This window comes from Mesorhizobium sp. B3-1-8 (assembly GCF_006439495.1).
Lineage (GTDB): Bacteria > Pseudomonadota > Alphaproteobacteria > Rhizobiales > Rhizobiaceae > Mesorhizobium.
Genome location: NZ_VFTK01000035.1, coordinates 48,642 through 65,313 on the forward strand (window position 1 = coordinate 48,642; position 16,672 = coordinate 65,313).

Consider the following 16,672-nt stretch of genomic DNA (forward strand, 5'->3'; position numbering starts at 1 on the left):
CGGTTTGCCGCCCCGCCAGGACCGTGTCTGTCTTTTGAAGCTTCGGCGGACTTCAATCGATCCGCGAAAGCAGCTGCTCCAGGGCGGTGAAGTTGCGCTTCCAGCCCACCGTGGCGCCGCGGTAGTACGGCTCCTGATCGGTGCGGAAGCCGACCTGCTCCATGCGCAGATGCGTGCCCGTGCCAGTCGGGGTGAGCGTCCAGGTGACGACGCTCTCGAGGTCCTTGGTGTCCCAGCTGTAGGACAGGGTCCTGTTGGGCTCGACCGTCCGCACCTGGCAGTCGACGCCTCCCCATTCGGCGCTCAGATTGAAGCGATGGTCCACGACCGGCTTGAAGCTGTTCTTCATCAGCCACTCCTCGATGAGATGCGGTTGGGTGAGCGCGCGCCAGATCTTTTCCGGCGGAAAAGGTATCTCGCGCTCGACGATGACGGAGCGCGTTGCGGCCGGCACTTCATTCATTGATCCATCCTTTTGAGCAGTTCCTCCAGATCGTCGAACCGGCTTTCCCAAAACCCCGCCATGTCGCGCGTCCAGTCCATCAACGGCGCCAGCGCCTTGAGCTGGGCGCTGTAATGGGTCTGGCGCCCTTCATGGCGGTCGCGCACCAGTCCCGCCTCCTTGAGGACGCCCAGATGCTTCGACACCGCCGGCTGCGATACGCCGGCCTGCGCGGTCAGGGCACCGACCGTCTGCTCGCCCTGGCGGCAGAGACGTTCGAAGATGGCGCGCCGTGTCGGATCGGCAAGCGTCCTGAACAGTATATCGTGCGAGGCCGACATCTCAATCAATAACCCGTTGGCTATTGATTACGTATAACCACTGGGATATGTATGAGTCAAGCAGCAAATCGCCAGCCGCAGCAAAGCGACCGCAACAAGGGGCCGCTGCCCAGGGAATGGCTTTGGGCCTATACCGGCACGCCGGCACGACCTTTCCCGAACGACACCGAATAGGATGGTTGCTTTATGCCGGATCGACCGCCGGAACGGTCAGATCCCTAAGCAGCGTCGAAAGCTCGGGTTCGTCGATGAGCAGGGCGGCGTCGGCTGCTGGAAGCCATGCACGCTGCCGGTTCGCGGCTTCCTGCCAGTCGGCAAGCTCCTCGGTGACCTCGAGCAAATAGACCGCGACGTCCACGCGGATGAAGCCATTGGTCATGCGTTTCCAATAGGAATAGATGCCGGCAGGCTGCTTCAGCGTCCTGCCGAGAACGCCTGCTTCTTCCTGGGCTTCGATCGTTGCCGCCTTGCGCCCGCTCTTGCCCTTCATCGGCCAGCCCTTTGGCACAATGAAGCGCCGTGTGGTGCGTGAGGTGACCAGCAACACTTCCAGGTTGCCGTCTTCCCGCAAGCGATACGGAATGGCCGCCACCTGGCGGATCCGTTGGCCTTTCTTGGCTCTGCGAACTGCTTTCTTCTTGGTTGTTGCCATCCCAAATTCCGGTGAGAGCAGCATCCCTGCCATACGCTCTCGCGCGGCAAAAACCTGTCCTCCTGCAAACCCTAGAGCGTTTCACCGTTTCTCGGAAACGGCGAACCGCTCTATCTCTTTAGTTTTGACGCTATTCCCGACGGAAAACCGTGTCACACTTTTCCTGGAATTGCGCTAGAACCACCGCCCTTGCAATCCGGCATTTTGCCAGCAAGTAAGTCGGCTAATAAACTGAAAAAAACAAAATGTCAGCGGCAAACCCGTGAAATCGTGTTGCCGACCGCTTCCATCCGACAGGTCTTGTCATATACCGGCACATCGGGCTTGGGCTTGGGCGCGCTCTGCCGGTCAAGCTCGCGATACAATTGCTGTTGCTGCTGGTATTGCTGCCGCTGCAAGCGGTTCTGCAACTGCTGCAGCTGGTTCTGCTGCACCAATGCGTCGCGATTCGTCGGGATGACGATCTGCGCATGAGACGCCGCAACCTGAGAAATCGCGGCCACCAGCACGGCGCCTGCCAGAACAGCCTGAATGTGACGAAGCATCCGCACGGCTCCCATAGGAAAAACCATGCACTTCATATAGTGCGGGCGGCCAATAACGCCATGGGCACTGCGAAACGTGATGCGGCCCACGGAAGCCGGGCGATTGGCTATGCCGTGACGCCGGCGCTGGAGGTCGGGCCGACATCCCGGTCAGCGACATCGCCAGCTTCCGCATCTACGGAAAGGCCGGCGTCGAATTCTCCACCAAGCAGTGGGAGATCGAGGGGCGTTTCGCCGCCGCCGAGAATCTGCCCGGCAACCCGGCATTGCACTTGACGGAAGCCATCGATTCGCCGCTCTATCGGGTCGGCGCCGGGCTGGAGCTCAATGGCGTCAACGGAGTCGGGTTGGCGGTCAGGTACAACGGCGCCTTCGCGGAAACGGTCAAGCAGAACGCGGTCAGCGCGTCTCTCAAGGTCAGCTTCTAGCTGACGCGGGGCGGCGGCCAAGAAGGGAAGTCATGAGGACGAAGTACGCGTATCTCGCGGCGATGCTGGCAGCCGCCTGCATTGCCTGTGTGCCGGCGGTGGGATTTGCCGCGCAGAACAAGGGCGACAAGGTGGCGCCAGCGGCCCAGCCCGCCGACGCAGCGGCCAAGCCGCAACTGCCGGGCGGCGCCTCGGCGCTGTCGGAAACGCATGGCGACTGGACGGTCAACTGCCAGGTCACCGGCACGAACAAGGTCTGCAGCCTGTCGCATCAGCAGTTCAACAAGCAGAGCGGCCAGCGGCTGCTGGCGATCGAATTGACGACCAAGACGGGCCAGGACGCCGCCGGCACGCTGGCGCTGCCCTTCGGGCTTGCCCTGGCCAACGGCATTTCGCTCGAGATCGACGACAAGAAGCTGGACGGGACGCTGCAGTTCAACACCTGCCAGGCGGTTGGCTGCCTGGTGCCGGTGACGTTCGATGCCGATACCACGCCGCTCTTGCAGAACGGCACCACGCTGAAAATCAACGCCACGGCGGCCGACACGACGCAGCCGATCTCCTTCACCATCTCGCTCAACGGCTTCGGCAGCGCGCTGGCGCGGACGGCGGACCTGTCGGCGGACTAGTTTGTCGGAGACCGGCCGGCTGAACGCTTCGTCATCCACGGGCGAAGCAAGGAGCGAAGCGACGCGGCGCAGACCCGAGGATCCATTCCGTGACATAGGAGCGCCGCTCACGGTGCAGAATTCTGCACCGCTGCGCTCTACAATCCAGGTTACGGAATGGATCCCAGGGTCTCCGCGACGCCGCTTCGCGGCTGCTCCGCCCAGGGATGACGAGGTTGGAAGGCTTCGGCCAACCACCACGGTTTGCCTCGCTACTCCACCTCGCGCAGACGGTAGCCGACGCCGGTCTCGGTGATGATGTAGCGCGGCTGGTCCGGCGTCTTCTCGATCTTCTGCCGCAGCTGGCGCACATAGACTCTCAGATACTGGACGTCGGTGGAATCGTTCCAGATCTGCTTCATCAGGAACTGGTGCGTCAGCACCTTGCCGGCATATTGCACGAGCATGCGCAGGATGTCGTATTCCTTGGGCGACAGTTTCACTTCCTTGTCCTCGACCTTGACGATGCGCTTCACCAGGTCGACGGAAAGGTCGCCGGTGTGGAACACCGGCTTCTCGCCTTGCTGCTGGAATTTGTGGCGCAGCGCCACGCGAATGCGCGCGACCAGCTCGTTCATGCCGAAAGGCTTGGTCACATAGTCATCGGCGCCGAGCTCGAGCGCGGCGACGATACCGGCCTCGTCGGTGCGGCTGGACAGGATGACGACCGGAACATCCAGGCCGTCGCCGCGCCATTTGCCGAGCAGCTCGAGGCCGGTCATGCCGGGCAGGCCGAGATCGAGCAGGATAAGGTCGGGCCGTTCGGCCTGCATGAGTTCGATCGCCGCCTTGGCGTTAGGCGCCTCGGAGACCGCGTAGCCCTGGCTGCCGAGGCCGACGCGCAGCAATTTGCGGATCGGCGGTTCGTCGTCGACGACCAGGATGGAGACGGTCTGGTTCGTCATGCCGCGTCGTCCGTAAGGGAAGCGCCGAGCGCCGGCAACTCAGCCGGCACCGGCATGCGGATGGTGAAGATCGCGCCCGGACGGTCGGTGCGGTTGGCCGCCGCGATCGTGCCGCCCATCGCCTCGATGAAGCCGCGGCTGATCGACAGGCCGAGACCGGTGCCGGCGCGCACCTGGTCGCGCTTGCGCACGCGGTAGAAGGTGTCGAATATCCGCTCCAGGTCGTCGGGCGGAATGCCCGGTCCCTCGTCCATCACCTGCAGGATGACGGCGCCGTTGTCGACCCAGGCCTGCAGCCGGATGGCCGAGCCGGGCGAGGCGTATTTGGCGGCATTGTCGAGGAGGTTGAACAATGCCTGCTCGAACAGAACGGGATCGAGCCGCAGCATCGGCAGGTCGGCCGGAATGTCGGTTTCTATTCTGTGTTCGGCGGTGATCTTCCGCGCCCGGTTCAGTGCCGAGCCGACGACGTCGCCGACATAGTGGAATGCGTGGTTTGGCTCCATAGCGCCCGACTCGATCCTGGTCATGTCGAGCAGATTGGCGATGAAGCGGTTCAGTCGCTCCGCTTCGCCGACGACCGTCGCCAGAAGCTCGGCGCGATCGTTTTCCGGCAGCGCCGGCGCGAATTCCTTCAGGGTGCCGGCCGCGCCCATGATCGCGGCAAGCGGCGTCTTCAAGTCATGCGAGATCGAGGTGAGCAGCGCCGAGCGCAAGCGGTCCGCTTCGGCGGCCAGCCTGGCGCGGTCGACATCGGCGACGAGCTGGACGCGCTCGATGGCGACCGCTGCCTGGTCGGCCAGGGCGTCGAGCAGCCGCTGCTGCTCGGGCGTCAGCAGGGGCCCTTGCTTGTCGTTGTCGAGGCCGACGACGCCGATCGCGGTTCGTCCGGTGCGCAAGGGGAGATAGAGACGTTTCGCGCCAGGCAAGGTGTCGGCGCCGCGGCCGGCGGCACGGTTGTGCTCCCAGGCCCAGCGGGCGGCCGCGATATCCGCCTCGGCCAAGGTGTCGTCCGGTGGATAGCCGGCTTTGACGGTGATGGTGCCGTTTTCCGGCAGGAGCAGCACGACGCGGACTTTCAGCATCGAGGCGATCTGGAAGGCGGTGGCCCACAGCACGTCGTCGAGCGTGCCGGCGCCGGCGAGCTTCTTGGAGAAGGAGTAGATGTCCTCGGTGGCGCGTGCCCGCGAGCGGGCGGCAACCGCCTGCCGCTGCACGCGCGCCGTCAGATTGCTGGCGATCACGGCGACGACGAGGAAGACGGTGAAGGCGACGATGCTTTCCGGATCCCTGATCGTCAGCGTGTAGCGCGGCTCGAGGAAGAAGAAATTGAAGGCAAGCGCGCTGAGAAAACACGCATAGAGCGCCGGCCAGAGCCCGAAGGTCACGGCCGCAGTCAGCACCGCCAGAAGCAGGACGCTGGCAAGATTGCGGACGTCGAGGAACTGGTCGAGGATCGAGCTGACGGCCAGCGCGCCGGCGACATAGGCTGTCGAGAACAGATAGGGCCAGATCTGGACAGGCTTCTGCTCGGGTGCGGCCTTGACCCGCACCGGCGGTGTGTCGCCATCGCGCTCGGCGCCTGAAATGACATGGACGCTGATGTCGCCGGCATTGCGGATCAGGTCATAGGTGAGCGAGCCCTCGATCAGCTCGCGCCAGCGCGAGCGGGTCGGCCTGCCGACGACGATATGGGTGAAGTTGTTCGCCGTCGCGTGGCGCACGATGTCCTGGGCGACGTTCTGGCCGGGAATGGTGGCGATCTCGGCGCCGAGCTGTTCGGCAAGGCGCAGGTTCCTGGCCAGGCGATCCTTGTCCTCCTCGGACAAGCCGGCGAGTCGCGGCGTGTCCACGTGCAGCGCCGTCCAGGGCGCGCGCAGCCGGTCGGCGAGCCGGCGCGCATAGCGGATGCGGGCCGCCCCGCCAGGTTGCGAGTCGACGCAGACGAGAACCCGCTCGCCGGCCGCCCACGGGCCCGGAATGGCATGCGACTGCATGTGGTTGAGCAACTGCTCGTCGACGCGCTGGGCGGTGCGGCGCAGGGCCAGCTCGCGCAGCGCCGTCAGATTGCCCGGCGAAAAGTAATTCTCGATCGCGCGCTGCGCGGTGTTGGGGAAATAGACCTTGCCGTCCTGCAGGCGTTTGATCAGGTCGTCGGGTGTGAGGTCGATGATCTCGATGTCGTCGGCCTCGTCAATGATGGAATCGGGAACCGTCTCGCGCACCCGGACGCGAGTGATCTGGGCGACGACGTCGTTCAGGCTTTCGACATGCTGGATGTTGAGCGTGGTGTAGACGTCGATGCCTTGCGCCAGGATCTCCTGCACATCGAGATACCGTTTGGGATGCCGGCTGCCGGGCGCGTTGCTGTGGGCAAGCTCGTCGACCAGGACCAGCGCAGGGCGCCGCTTCAGGATGACGTCGATGTCCATCTCGTCGAGCGTCTGGGCGCGATATTCGACCAGGCGGCGCGGGATCACCTCATAGCCGTCGACCAGGGCCTGGGTTTCCTTGCGGCCATGGGTCTCGACAATGCCGATCACGACGTCGATGCCGTCGGCGCGGCGGGCGCGGCCCGCCATCAGCATCTCATAGGTCTTGCCGACGCCGGGCGCGGCGCCGAGAAATATGCGCAGACGGCCACGGCCCTCGCGCTCGGCGTGCTCGAGGAGCGCGTCGGGGGAGGGTCGGTTCTTAGGGTCGGTCCTGTCGTCCGGCATCAGGTCCAATCATGAATTGCGCCGGGGATCGTGTCGATCCCCGGCGCGGGCGGATTACTTCAGCTGGTCCAGCGCCAGGTTCAGCGCCAGCACGTTGATCACCGGCTCGCCGAGGACGCCAAGCTCGCGGTCCTCGACATGGCTGTCGACCAGCGCCTTCACCTTGGCCTCGTCCATGGCTCGGGCCTTGGCGACGCGCGGCACCTGGAAATAGGCGGCCTCCGGGCTGATGTCGGGATCGAGACCGCTGCCCGAGGTGGTTACGAGGTTCATGGGCACCGGCTGGTTCGGGTTCTCGGCCTTCAGCTTCCCGGCGTCACCCTTGATGCGGTCGATGAGCTTGGGATTGGTAGGGCCGAGATTCGAGCCGCCGGAGGAGGCGGCGTTGTAACCGTCACCGGCCGCCGACGGCCGGCCGTGGAAATAGCGGTCGCTGGCGAAAGCCTGGCCGATCAGGCTGGAGCCGATGACCTTGCCATCCTTTTCGATAAGGCTGCCATTGGCCTGGTTCGGAAACAGCGCCTGGGCGATGCCGGTCATGCCGATCGGATAGACGAGGCCGGTCAGCACGGTGAAGAAGACGATCATAACAAAGGCGGGTCTAAGTTGCTTGAACATCGGGGCAAATCCTTATGCGAGGCCTAGGGCCGTAACGATCAGGTCGATCGCCTTGATGCCGACGAACGGCACGACGATGCCGCCGAGGCCATAGATCAGCAGATTGCGGGTGAGCAGCGAGCCCGCCCCGATGGCGCGATATTTCACGCCTTTCAGCGACAGCGGGATCAGCGCGATGATGATCAGCGCGTTGAAGATGATGGCCGACAGAATGGCGCTCTGCGGCGTCGCCAGATGCATGACGTTGAGCGCCTGCAGCGGACCGGTGGACTGGCCGGGCGCGACGTAGAAGACCGCGAACATCGCCGGGATGATGGCGAAGTACTTGGCCACGTCGTTGGCGATGGAGAAGGTCGTCAGCGAGCCGCGCGTCATCAACAGCGCCTTGCCGATCTCGACGATCTCGATCAGCTTGGTCGGATCGGAGTCCAAGTCTACCATGTTGCCGGCCTCGCGCGCAGCGACAGTGCCGGTGTTCATGGCGACGCCGACATCGGCCTGGGCCAGCGCCGGCGCGTCGTTGGTGCCGTCGCCGCACATGGCGACCAGCTTGCCCTTGGCCTGCTCCTCGCGGATCAGCGACAGCTTGTTCTCCGGCGTCGCCTGGGCGAGGAAGTCGTCGACGCCGGCTTCGGCGGCGATGGCAGCCGCGGTGAGCGGATTGTCGCCGGTGATCATCACCGTGCGGATGCCCATCTTGCGCAGCTCGGCGAAACGTTCGCGGATGCCGCCCTTGACGATGTCCTTGAGGTGGACGACGCCGAGCAGGCGGCCGTCGCGCTCGACCGCCAGCGGCGTGCCGCCGGCCTTGGCGATCTCGTCGGCGATCGCCTGCAGGTCGCGGATCGTTTCGGTCGTCGGACGCGTGCCATGGGCGGCGACGGTCGCCTGATTCACGTGATTGAGCACCGCATCGACGGCGCCCTTGCGCACTGACGAGCCGTCGACGTCGACGCCACTCATGCGGGTCTGCGCGGTGAAGGGCACGAAGGTCGCGTGCAAGGTTGCCATGTCGCGGGCGCGGATGGCGTATTTCTCCTTGGCGAGCACGACGATCGAGCGGCCTTCCGGCGTCTCGTCGGCCAGCGATGCAAGCTGTGCTGAATCGGCCAGCTCCTGCTCGGTGACGCCTTTGACCGGACGGAACTCGGTCGCCTGGCGGTTGCCGAGCGTGATGGTGCCGGTCTTGTCAAGAAGAAGCGTGTCGACGTCGCCGGCGGCCTCGACGGCGCGGCCGGACATGGCGAGCACGTTGAAGCGCACCAGGCGGTCCATGCCGGCGATGCCGATGGCCGACAGCAGCGCGCCGATCGTGGTCGGGATCAGCGTCACGAAGAGCGCAACGAGGATCGTCACCGAGATATAGCCGCCCGAATAGGAGGCGAAGCTCGGGATGGTCGCGGTGGCCAGCACGAAGATCAGCGTCATGCCGACAAGCAGGATGTTGAGCGCAATCTCGTTCGGCGTCTTCTGGCGCTCGGCGCCCTCGACCAGCGAGATCATGCGGTCGAGGAAGGTCTGGCCGGATGCGGCGGAGATGCGCACGCGGATCCAGTCGGACAGAACCTGGGTGCCGCCGGTGACGGCCGAACGGTCGCCGCCGGATTCGCGGATAACGGGCGCGGATTCGCCGGTGATCGCCGCTTCGTTGACCGAGGCCACGCCTTCGATCACCTCGCCGTCGGATGGGATGATGTCGCCGGCCTCGACCAGCACGACATCGCCGACCTTCAAGCTGGTGCCCGGCACCATCTTGAATTTGGTGCGGTCGCCGTTGGTGAGCAGCTTGGCCTGGGTTTCGGTGCGCGCCTTGCGCAGCGAGTCGGCCTGCGCCTTCCCGCGGCCCTCGGCCACCGCCTCGGCGAAATTGGCGAACAGCACGGTGAACCACAGCCAGATGATGATCTGCAGCGTGAAACCGAGATCGCCGCCGCCGGCGATCAGGTCGCGGATGAAAAGCACGGTGGTCAGCAGCGAGACGACCGCAACGACGAACATCACCGGATTCTTGACCAGCGTACGCGGATCAAGCTTGCGGAAGGCGCCGCCGATGGCGGGCACCAGGATGCGCGCATCCATGATAACAGCGGATTTGGACTGGCTCATTTTTGGGCTCCAGTATCGGTTATGTTGGACGGCGCCGGGTGTTCGGTCTTCGGGAAAAGGCGCGGAAGGCCGATGGCCAGTAGCCACAGCACGAACAGCACGGCCGCCATGCCGAGAAAGGTTGAAAGGGTCGGGAAAGGACGAGGCTTCTCGCCCCTTCCGTTGTCGGGCGCTCCGTCATCGGTCTGGTGACGGTCGTTGCCACGGATGTCGTTGAAGCGGGGCATGGTCATCTCAGAAGGTCTGTCCATGGATCATCGCCAGATGCTCGACGATCGGACCGACGGCGAGCGACGGGAAGAAGGTGAGGCCGCCGACGATGACGATGACGCCGACCAGCAGGCCGACGAACAGCGTGCCGTCGGTCGGGAAGGTCCCGGCGGAGGCGGGCACGGTCTTCTTGGCGGCCAGCGAGCCGGCGATGGCCAAAGCCGGGATGATGACCAGGAAGCGGCCCATCAGCATGCCGACCGCCATGGTCAGATTATACCAGGGCGTGTTGCCGGAGAGGCCGCCGAAGGCCGAGCCGTTGTTCGCGGCGGCCGAGGTATAGGCATAGAGCACCTCGGTGAAGCCGTGCGGACCGCCATTGGCCATCGAGGCCACGGCGCTCGGCAGGACAACGGCGATGGCCGTGAAGATAAGCATCGCCAGCGGCAGGCACAGGATGGCAAGCATCGCCATCTTGACCTCCCTGGCCTCGATCTTCTTGCCAAGATATTCCGGCGTGCGGCCGACCATCAGGCCGGCGACGAAGACGGCGACGACGACGAACATCAGGATGCCGTAGAAGCCGGCGCCGACACCGCCGACGATGACTTCGCCGAGCTGCATGTTGATCAGCGGGATCATGCCGCCGAGCGCTGTGAAACTATCGTGCATGGCGTTGACGGCGCCGCAGGAGGCGGCCGTGGTGATGACCGCGAACAGCGCCGAGGCGGCGATACCGAAGCGCGTCTCCTTGCCTTCCATGTTGCCGCCGTCGATGCCGAGCGCATGGACCAGCGGGTTGCCGGCGGCCTCGGCCCAGTAGCAGACGGCGACGCCGACGAGGAACAGCACGCCCATCGAGGCGAGGATCGCCCAGCCCTGACGCTCACTGCCGACCATGCGGCCGAAGACATTGGTGAGGCCGGCGCCGAGCGCGAAGATCGACAGCATCTGGATCAGGTTGGAGATGGCGTCCGGATTCTCGAACGGATGCGCGGCGTTGGCGTTGAAGAAGCCGCCGCCATTGGTGCCGAGCATCTTGATGGCGACCTGCGACGCGACCGGCCCGAGCGCGATCGTCTGCTTGGCGCCCTCCAGCGTGGTGGCATCGACATACGGCCCAAGGGTCTGCGGGATGCCGAGCCACACATAGGCAAGCGTCAGCACGATGCAGAGCGGCAGGAGCACGTAGAGCGTGCAGCGGGTGAGGTCGACCCAGAAATTGCCGATCGACTTGCCGGAGGCGCGGGCGAAGCCACGGATCAAGGCGATCGCGATGGCAATACCGGTAGCGGCCGAGACGAAGTTCTGGACGGTGAGGCCGGCCATCTGCACGAGATAGGACATCGTGCTTTCGCCGCCGTAGTTCTGCCAGTTGGTGTTGGTGATGAAGCTGGCGGCGGTGTTGAAGGCCAGCTGCGGGTCGACCGCGGTCATGCCCGCGGGATTGTAGGGCAGCACGCCCTGCAGCCGCTGCAGCGCGTAAAGGACCAGCAGGCCGGCGAGATTGAAGAGCAGCATGCCCGTCGCGTAGACGGCCCAGTGCTGTTCTTCCCTGTCGCTCGTGCCGGCGAGGCGATAGAGGCCACGCTCGATAGGGACGAGCACCGGCGACAGCAAGGTGCGATCGCCGCTGAAGACGCGGTACATATAGAAGCCAAGCGGCTTCACGAGCAAAAGCAGGATCCCGCAATAGACAAGGATCTGTATCCAGCCATTTATGGTCATGATGGGCTCTCCGCGTGCCGGTCAGAAGCGCTCTGGGCGGATCAGCGCGTAGGTGAGGTAGGCAAGCAGGAACAAGGTCACCGCGCCGCCGAGGATGTAGTCAAAAAGCATGGTACGGCCCTTTCTCAGATTCTGTCGCAGGCTTTGACGTAGGCTAAGGACAGGGCGAAGAATAAAATCCCGATCCCGAGAACTATGAAGTCCATTGCAGGTGTTCCTTGTTTCCACTTGTGTCCGCAGACCGCATAGGCGGGCTGAAAACTGCACGCACGCGCTCGTCACCTTGGCGGCGACGGCGGTTCACAGCGTTTCTTCGAATGGAAATATGGACCCGATCGCCATAAAGGTTCGAGACGGGAGGGATGGGTAAGATATAGGAATTTTATAGGGGTTTTGGGCGGGCGCCGACCGCGTTATCCAACCTGCTGAATAGGCGCCGTAAACTTATATGGTGGTTTAGTCCGTGAAATTCTGAAGACCGGGTCAATCGACATACCTGCAGCGGAAGGCGAAGAAGTGAGCGAGATCTTTGAACCAAAGATCATAAGTGGATCCAGAGGCAAAGCCGTGCTGTATCTTGTTGGAAGCCTGGCACTCTTCTGGGCCGGTGCAACGATTGTGCCGGATACCGATTTCGAACGCGTCCTAATCGAGCTTGGATTGGTTCTCTTTGGGTTGTGCTTACCTCTGTTCGGCTGGCTGATAATCCGTCCACAATCGCTGCGGCTGAATAGCTGCGGATTTACTCTATGCGGCGGATTAGTCCGTTCACAGAAGCAAATTCTTTGGGCAGACATTGACGGCTTCTTTGTCTATAACTTACCCAAAGGCAACCAGGCAGTTGCTTACAATTTTCGACCGGGGGCTAAAACCGCTTCACCGCTTACGGGGATCAGCAAAAAACTGGGAGCTGAAGCCTTGTTGCCCGGTGTATGGCCGTTGTCGGCCGAGCAAATGGTCGAAACCCTGAACGTCTATCGGCTCCAGGCGTTAAATCGTGAGCCCGAGCAGTCGTCAGAACCGCCGCTCTCAGGTGGTGGATTATAATCCAGTTCCCGGCCGCCGATCCTTCCACGGCATCTCCCCTTCCAACTGCGTGGAAAGCGCGAGCACCGTCGCCTCGTCGCCGTAACGGCCGACGAGCTGGACGCCGATCGGCACGCCGCCGGCCGACTGCCCGAGCGGCAGCGAGATCGCCGGCAGGCCGGAGATGTTGAAGGGGAAGTTGAAGACCGCGTCGCCCCATTTGGCGTTGTAGCGATCGAGATCGGTCTCCGACATGTCGTAATAGCCGAGCGGACGCGGCAGTTGCGTCAGCGTCGGGGTGATGAAGATGTCATAGGGGTTGAGGTCGCCGACGATATCGCGGCCGATCAACCTCAACTGCTCGACATCCGAAATATGCTTGATGCCGCTGGTCGCGCGGCCGCGCTGGATGATCGCCCAGGTCAACGGTTCGACATCGTTCGGCGTGACGGGGCGGCCGACCAGCGTCTCCAAGAAGCCGAAAGTGGCAGCCGTCTGCACGCAGGTCATGTCGGTGTAGATCTTCCAGACGGCATCGGCGTCGAGCGGCATGTCGTGCTCCTCGATGTCGTGGCCGAGACGTTCCAGCGCGGCGACCGTGGAGAGCGCGGTTGCCTTGACGTCAGGATCAATCGCCGTGCCGTTGGGCGGCGTGACGGTAAAGCCGACGCGCAGTTTCTTCGGCGGCCGCGCGGAAAGGCTGAGCCAGCTGTCCGCCGGCACCGGCGGCGTGTAGGCGTCGCCGGGCAGGGCGCCGGCCACCGCGTCGAGATAGGCGGCGGTGTCGCGGATCGTTCGCGAGCAGCAGAGGAAATAGGCGCCGCCATACCAATAGTCGCCGAAGGGCGCCAGGCTGACGCGGCCACGCGATGGCTTCAGGCCGACAATGCCGCAGCAGGAAGCCGGAACGCGGATCGAGCCGGCCCCGTCGCTGGCTTCGGCGATCGGGACCATGCGCGAGGCGATCGCGGCAGCAGCGCCGCCGCTCGAGCCGCCCGGCGTGATGCCTTCCTTCCACGGGTTCTTCGTCGTGCCGTAGAGTTTCGGCTCAGTGGTGATCGACCAGCCATTCTCCGGCGCGTTGGATTTCCCGACGAGGATGAGGCCCGCCGCCTTGATGCGTCGCACCACCTCGCTGTCGGAATCGGCGACGAAGTCCTTGAGGTAGCGGCAGGAATTGGTGAGAGGCGCGCCGGTCCAGGACGAAGCGAGCTCCTTGAGCAGATAGGGAACCCCGGCGAAGGGCGCGTTCTTGTCAACCGACGCCGCCTGGGCGCGCGCCAGGTCGTAGAGACGATGGACGACCGCGTTGAGTTCCGGGTTGAGGCGCTCGATCGTGGTGATCGCCGCTTCGACGAGCTCGGCGGGAGAAACCTCGCCGCGCTTCACAAGTCCGGCGAGAGCCAGCGCGTCGGACTGGGTGTAGGTTTCGAGCAAGCTCTTCGAGATCGCGACCATGTGTTTCCTCCCACTTGCAAGTGCTGTCGGCTGAGAACTGGCCCGGACTCGCCCTCACCCAGCCTCCGCTTCGCTCGGCTGGCCTCTCCCCGCTGCGAGAGGAGATTGTCGGCGTCGGCGCCAACCTCTTCTCCGTGCAGGGGAGAAGGTGGCCGCGAAGCGGCCGGATGAGGGAGCGACGGCTTTAGGCCAGCTCGACGGTGCGCTTTTCCGCGATGCTCTGCTCGGCCGCCAGCACGATGCGCAGGCTGTTCACCGCGGCATCCATCTGCTCGGTCAAATCAAGATCCTCGCGGATGGCGCGCAGGAAGAAGGCCTGCTCACGGTCGCAAAGCTCCTGGTGGCCAGGTTCGTCTTCCATGCTGACGATCTCGTCGGGCTTGGCAAAATTCTTGTCGCCGTCGACCTGCGCATAATGGATCTTCAGCGCGTCGGTCTTGGTGTGGCGGTCGATGTCGGCGGAATCAGACACCTCCTCAGCGTCCTTGGCGCTGCTGCCCGATTGGCCGGCGACGATCGAGACGGCGCCCTTGGGACCGACCACGTCCTTCACGAAATAGGCCGTCTCGCTCATCATCGGGCCCCAGCCCGCCTCATACCAGCCGACCGAGCCGTCATCGAAGGTGACGTGCAAATGGCCGTAATTCTGCTTGTCGGCCTCGGCCCAGAGTTTTGCGCCGATGCCGTGCACGCGCACCGGCTTGGCGCCGGTCAGCTGGCACATGACGTCGACATAGTGCACGCCGCAGTCGACGATCGGGATCAGCGAATCGATCAGGTTCTTGTGCCAGTGCCAGGCGGTGCCGCTGCTCTGCTGGTTGAGGTTCAGGCGCATCACCAACGGCTTGCCGAGCGTCTTGCCGACCTCGATGAATTTGATCCAGGACGGGTGGACGCGCAGGATGTAGCCCAGCACCAGCTTGCGGTTCTTCGCCCGCGCCGCGGCCACAACCTTTTCGGCGTCCGCGATGTTGGTGGCCAGCGGCTTTTCCATGAACACATGGCAGTTGGCGGCGATCGCCTTCAGCGCGTATTCGGCGTGCGTGTTCGGCCAGCTGTTGATGGAGACCGCGTCCGGCTTGGTCTCCTTCAGCGCCAGGTCGAAATCCTCGTAGAGCGGGTAGCCGGCGAGTTCTTTCGGGATCTTCTTGTTGCTCTTGATGCTGCGGCTCATGATGCCGACGATCTCGAAGCCGTCGGAGCGGTGATAGGCGCTGGCATGCGAAGCGCCCATATTGCCCAGACCAACCACCAGAATTTTCACTTTGTCGGCCATTTCAGCCTCCCTAATTTCTTGATTCAGTCATGGGCGGCGATCGATCGCCGCTCGTATGCCTATCTGGGACAACCAGCTAGGTCAGCGCCGCCGCTCATCACCCGGCCCCTTCCTCTCCCCCGTCGATCGGGGGAGAGGTGTCGAGCAAAGCTCGACGGAGTGGGGGTCGACCTTCGCCGCGCGCCTGGTTTCTTGCGCGCCAGATTGTGCCTGTCTTGCAGCGGCTACGCGTTTGGCGAACGCCTTCTCCCACTCCGTCACCGCTTCGCGGCGCCACCTCTCCCTTCCGGAGGCAGAGGAAAGGAGCCAGCCCCCTTACTTCACTGCCGAATCGAACAGGTGCGCCTTGATCTTGTCGACGTCGAGCGCGGCAAAGCCTTCCGACAGCTTCACGCCGTCGGCGTCGGCCTTGACCTTGGCCTTGTCGAAGTCGTTGGCGGCCGGGATCAGGTCGTTGGTGCAGACGTCTTCCGCCTTCACCGGCGCGGTGATCTGGCCGATCTTGAGGATCTCGTCGAAGAAGCCCTGCCAGCTCGCCATGTCGTGCGAGCCCCAGCCGCCACGCTTGTCCATGTCGCCGCGGAAGACGTTGATCTGCTGCAGGATGGATGTGGTGCCGAGCTCGGGGCCGAGGTTCTTGGCCAAGGCCGGGAACTGCTCGAACACGGCCTCGACCGCGGCACGCGGGTTCTGGTAGCCGAATTCGAGACCCATCGCCCAGCCACGCAGGTATTTCTCCAGGAAGGCCTTCTTGTCGGCGTCCTCGAGATCGGCGGCGCGCACGACAAACGTGTTGGCCGGCAGCTTCGAGTTCTGCACGCCGAGCCAGTATTCGAAGTCGAGGCCCTTTGCGATCCATTCGGCGCGCAGCCCCTCCCAGGAGAGCGCCGCATCGCCCTGGCCGCCGGCAAGCGCGGTGCCCCAGGTCGGCCAGCCGGCCTCGACATATTTCACCTTCTTGATGTCGACGCCTTGGGCCGCAAGCAGCGGATCGACGATCGCCTGCCAGGCGGCGGAGCCGAGCAGGATGGTCTTGCCTTCGAGATCCTTGAGGTTCTTGGTGCCCTGGCCCTTGCGGAAGGCGATGCTGAAGGTGTCGCGCGCGCCCATGTGGAAGACGGACTTCAGCTTCATGCCGTTCTGGATGGCGAAGGAGAAGACGCCGGGCGAGGGGAAGCCCATGTCGGCCTGGCCGACATCGACGAACTTCACCGTCGCGGTGCCATCCGACGGGCCCGGCTGCATGTCGGTGGCGAGGTCGCCGAAATAGCCGGCTTTCTTGGCCGACCAGTAGGGATAGTCGTCCAGCACTTCCAGCGTGCCGCGCGGCGAGATCCAGGTGAATTTCTCATAGGCCGCCGCCCTGGCCTTCAGGCCAGACGCGCCAAGCGCGGTGGCGGTCACGACGCCGGCCGCCGTCACCTGCAGGAAATAGCGGCGGCTGATGCCCGCTCTTGTCGATGTGTCGAATGAGCTTTCGTTGGTCATGGCATTCCCCTTTTGTTGATTGCTTGCCTTCGCCCGCCTCCCGGGCGACCTCGTCCTTTCG

18 protein-coding genes are annotated in these 16,672 nt (G+C 64.0%); 4 read left to right on the forward strand and 14 right to left on the reverse strand.

What is annotated here, in order from left to right; translation table 11 throughout:
* Window positions 1–52: 52 nt before the first annotated feature.
* Both FJ424_RS26495 and FJ424_RS26500 read right to left on the reverse strand, forming a co-directional pair.
* Window positions 53–463: an SRPBCC domain-containing protein gene (locus tag FJ424_RS26495; protein ID WP_140658085.1), complete on the reverse strand. Its 411-nt coding sequence runs from the start codon at window positions 461–463 to the stop codon at window positions 53–55.
* Window positions 460–783: a metalloregulator ArsR/SmtB family transcription factor gene (locus FJ424_RS26500; protein ID WP_140647935.1), complete on the reverse strand. Its 324-nt coding sequence runs from the start codon at window positions 781–783 to the stop codon at window positions 460–462. Before FJ424_RS26500 ends, FJ424_RS26495 begins: the two co-directional genes overlap by 4 nt.
* A 51-nt stretch (window positions 784–834) precedes the next feature.
* Between FJ424_RS26500 and FJ424_RS34390 the strand changes: the two genes are divergently transcribed.
* Window positions 835–957 (forward strand): hypothetical protein, encoded by a 123-nt coding sequence (locus tag FJ424_RS34390; protein WP_281405450.1) that lies wholly within the window; start codon window positions 835–837, stop codon window positions 955–957.
* Between the two features lie 10 nt (window positions 958–967).
* On the opposite strand, the gene FJ424_RS26510 is transcribed toward FJ424_RS34390, so the two are convergent.
* Together FJ424_RS26510 and FJ424_RS26515 are read right to left on the reverse strand one after the other, a co-directional pair.
* Window positions 968–1,435 (reverse strand): NUDIX hydrolase, encoded by a 468-nt coding sequence (locus FJ424_RS26510; protein ID WP_140658122.1) that lies wholly within the window; start codon window positions 1,433–1,435, stop codon window positions 968–970.
* Between the two features lie 248 nt (window positions 1,436–1,683).
* Window positions 1,684–1,980 carry a hypothetical protein gene (locus FJ424_RS26515; RefSeq protein ID WP_246677356.1) on the reverse strand — a complete coding sequence of 99 codons (297 nt, stop codon included), beginning with the start codon at window positions 1,978–1,980 and terminating at the stop codon, window positions 1,684–1,686.
* A gap of 272 nt (window positions 1,981–2,252) precedes the next feature.
* Here FJ424_RS26515 and FJ424_RS33715 point away from each other — a divergent pair, with 272 nt between their 5' ends.
* Window positions 2,253–2,408 carry a hypothetical protein gene (locus FJ424_RS33715; RefSeq protein WP_181182144.1) on the forward strand — a complete coding sequence of 52 codons (156 nt, stop codon included), beginning with the start codon at window positions 2,253–2,255 and terminating at the stop codon, window positions 2,406–2,408.
* Window positions 2,409–2,440: 32 nt separating this feature from the next.
* Window positions 2,441–3,037 carry an invasion associated locus B family protein gene (locus tag FJ424_RS26520; protein ID WP_140658087.1) on the forward strand — a complete coding sequence of 199 codons (597 nt, stop codon included), beginning with the start codon at window positions 2,441–2,443 and terminating at the stop codon, window positions 3,035–3,037.
* Window positions 3,038–3,288: 251 nt separating this feature from the next.
* On the opposite strand, the gene FJ424_RS26525 is transcribed toward FJ424_RS26520, so the two are convergent.
* The 7 genes from FJ424_RS26525 to FJ424_RS26555 are packed head-to-tail and all read right to left on the reverse strand — an operon-like array spanning window position 3,289 to window position 11,474.
* Window positions 3,289–3,981 (reverse strand): response regulator transcription factor, encoded by a 693-nt coding sequence (locus FJ424_RS26525; protein WP_140647932.1) that lies wholly within the window; start codon window positions 3,979–3,981, stop codon window positions 3,289–3,291.
* A complete protein-coding gene (locus tag FJ424_RS26530; RefSeq protein ID WP_140658089.1) occupies window positions 3,978–6,701 on the reverse strand; it encodes a sensor histidine kinase KdpD in 2,724 nt (907 codons plus the stop codon). Before FJ424_RS26530 ends, FJ424_RS26525 begins: the two co-directional genes overlap by 4 nt.
* A gap of 54 nt (window positions 6,702–6,755) precedes the next feature.
* On the reverse strand, window positions 6,756–7,319 hold the full coding sequence (gene kdpC, locus FJ424_RS26535; RefSeq protein WP_140658091.1) for a potassium-transporting ATPase subunit KdpC: 564 nt from the start codon (window positions 7,317–7,319) through the stop codon (window positions 6,756–6,758).
* 12 nt (window positions 7,320–7,331) lie between these two features.
* The gene (gene kdpB, locus FJ424_RS26540; protein WP_140658093.1) at window positions 7,332–9,425 is read right to left on the reverse strand and encodes a potassium-transporting ATPase subunit KdpB; all 2,094 of its coding nucleotides are present in this window, start codon (window positions 9,423–9,425) and stop codon (window positions 7,332–7,334) included.
* Window positions 9,422–9,652 carry a hypothetical protein gene (locus FJ424_RS26545; protein WP_140658095.1) on the reverse strand — a complete coding sequence of 77 codons (231 nt, stop codon included), beginning with the start codon at window positions 9,650–9,652 and terminating at the stop codon, window positions 9,422–9,424. Before FJ424_RS26545 ends, kdpB begins: the two co-directional genes overlap by 4 nt.
* Before the next feature lie 7 nt (window positions 9,653–9,659).
* The gene (kdpA, locus tag FJ424_RS26550) at window positions 9,660–11,363 is read right to left on the reverse strand and encodes a potassium-transporting ATPase subunit KdpA (RefSeq protein WP_140658097.1); all 1,704 of its coding nucleotides are present in this window, start codon (window positions 11,361–11,363) and stop codon (window positions 9,660–9,662) included.
* Between the two features lie 21 nt (window positions 11,364–11,384).
* Complete coding sequence (locus FJ424_RS26555; protein WP_036257910.1) at window positions 11,385–11,474, reverse strand: K(+)-transporting ATPase subunit F; 90 nt, start codon at window positions 11,472–11,474, stop codon at window positions 11,385–11,387.
* 405 nt (window positions 11,475–11,879) lie between these two features.
* On the opposite strand from FJ424_RS26555, the gene FJ424_RS26560 reads away from it, so the two are divergent.
* Entirely contained in the window at window positions 11,880–12,410 is a 531-nt protein-coding gene (locus FJ424_RS26560) for a hypothetical protein (protein ID WP_140658099.1), read from the forward strand.
* Here FJ424_RS26560 and FJ424_RS26565 read toward each other — a convergent pair.
* From FJ424_RS26565 to FJ424_RS26580, 3 genes are all read right to left on the reverse strand, one after another.
* Entirely contained in the window at window positions 12,405–13,847 is a 1,443-nt protein-coding gene (locus FJ424_RS26565) for an amidase (RefSeq protein WP_140658101.1), read from the reverse strand. The two genes, FJ424_RS26560 and FJ424_RS26565, sit on opposite strands and share 6 nt — an antisense overlap.
* Window positions 13,848–14,031: 184 nt before the next feature.
* Window positions 14,032–15,123 (reverse strand): Gfo/Idh/MocA family oxidoreductase, encoded by a 1,092-nt coding sequence (locus FJ424_RS26570; protein ID WP_140658103.1) that lies wholly within the window; start codon window positions 15,121–15,123, stop codon window positions 14,032–14,034.
* A 315-nt stretch (window positions 15,124–15,438) separates the two neighbouring features.
* Window positions 15,439–16,611, reverse strand: a complete 1,173-nt coding sequence (locus FJ424_RS26580; RefSeq protein WP_140658105.1) for an ABC transporter substrate-binding protein — start codon at window positions 16,609–16,611, stop codon at window positions 15,439–15,441.
* Window positions 16,612–16,672 lie beyond the last annotated feature (61 nt).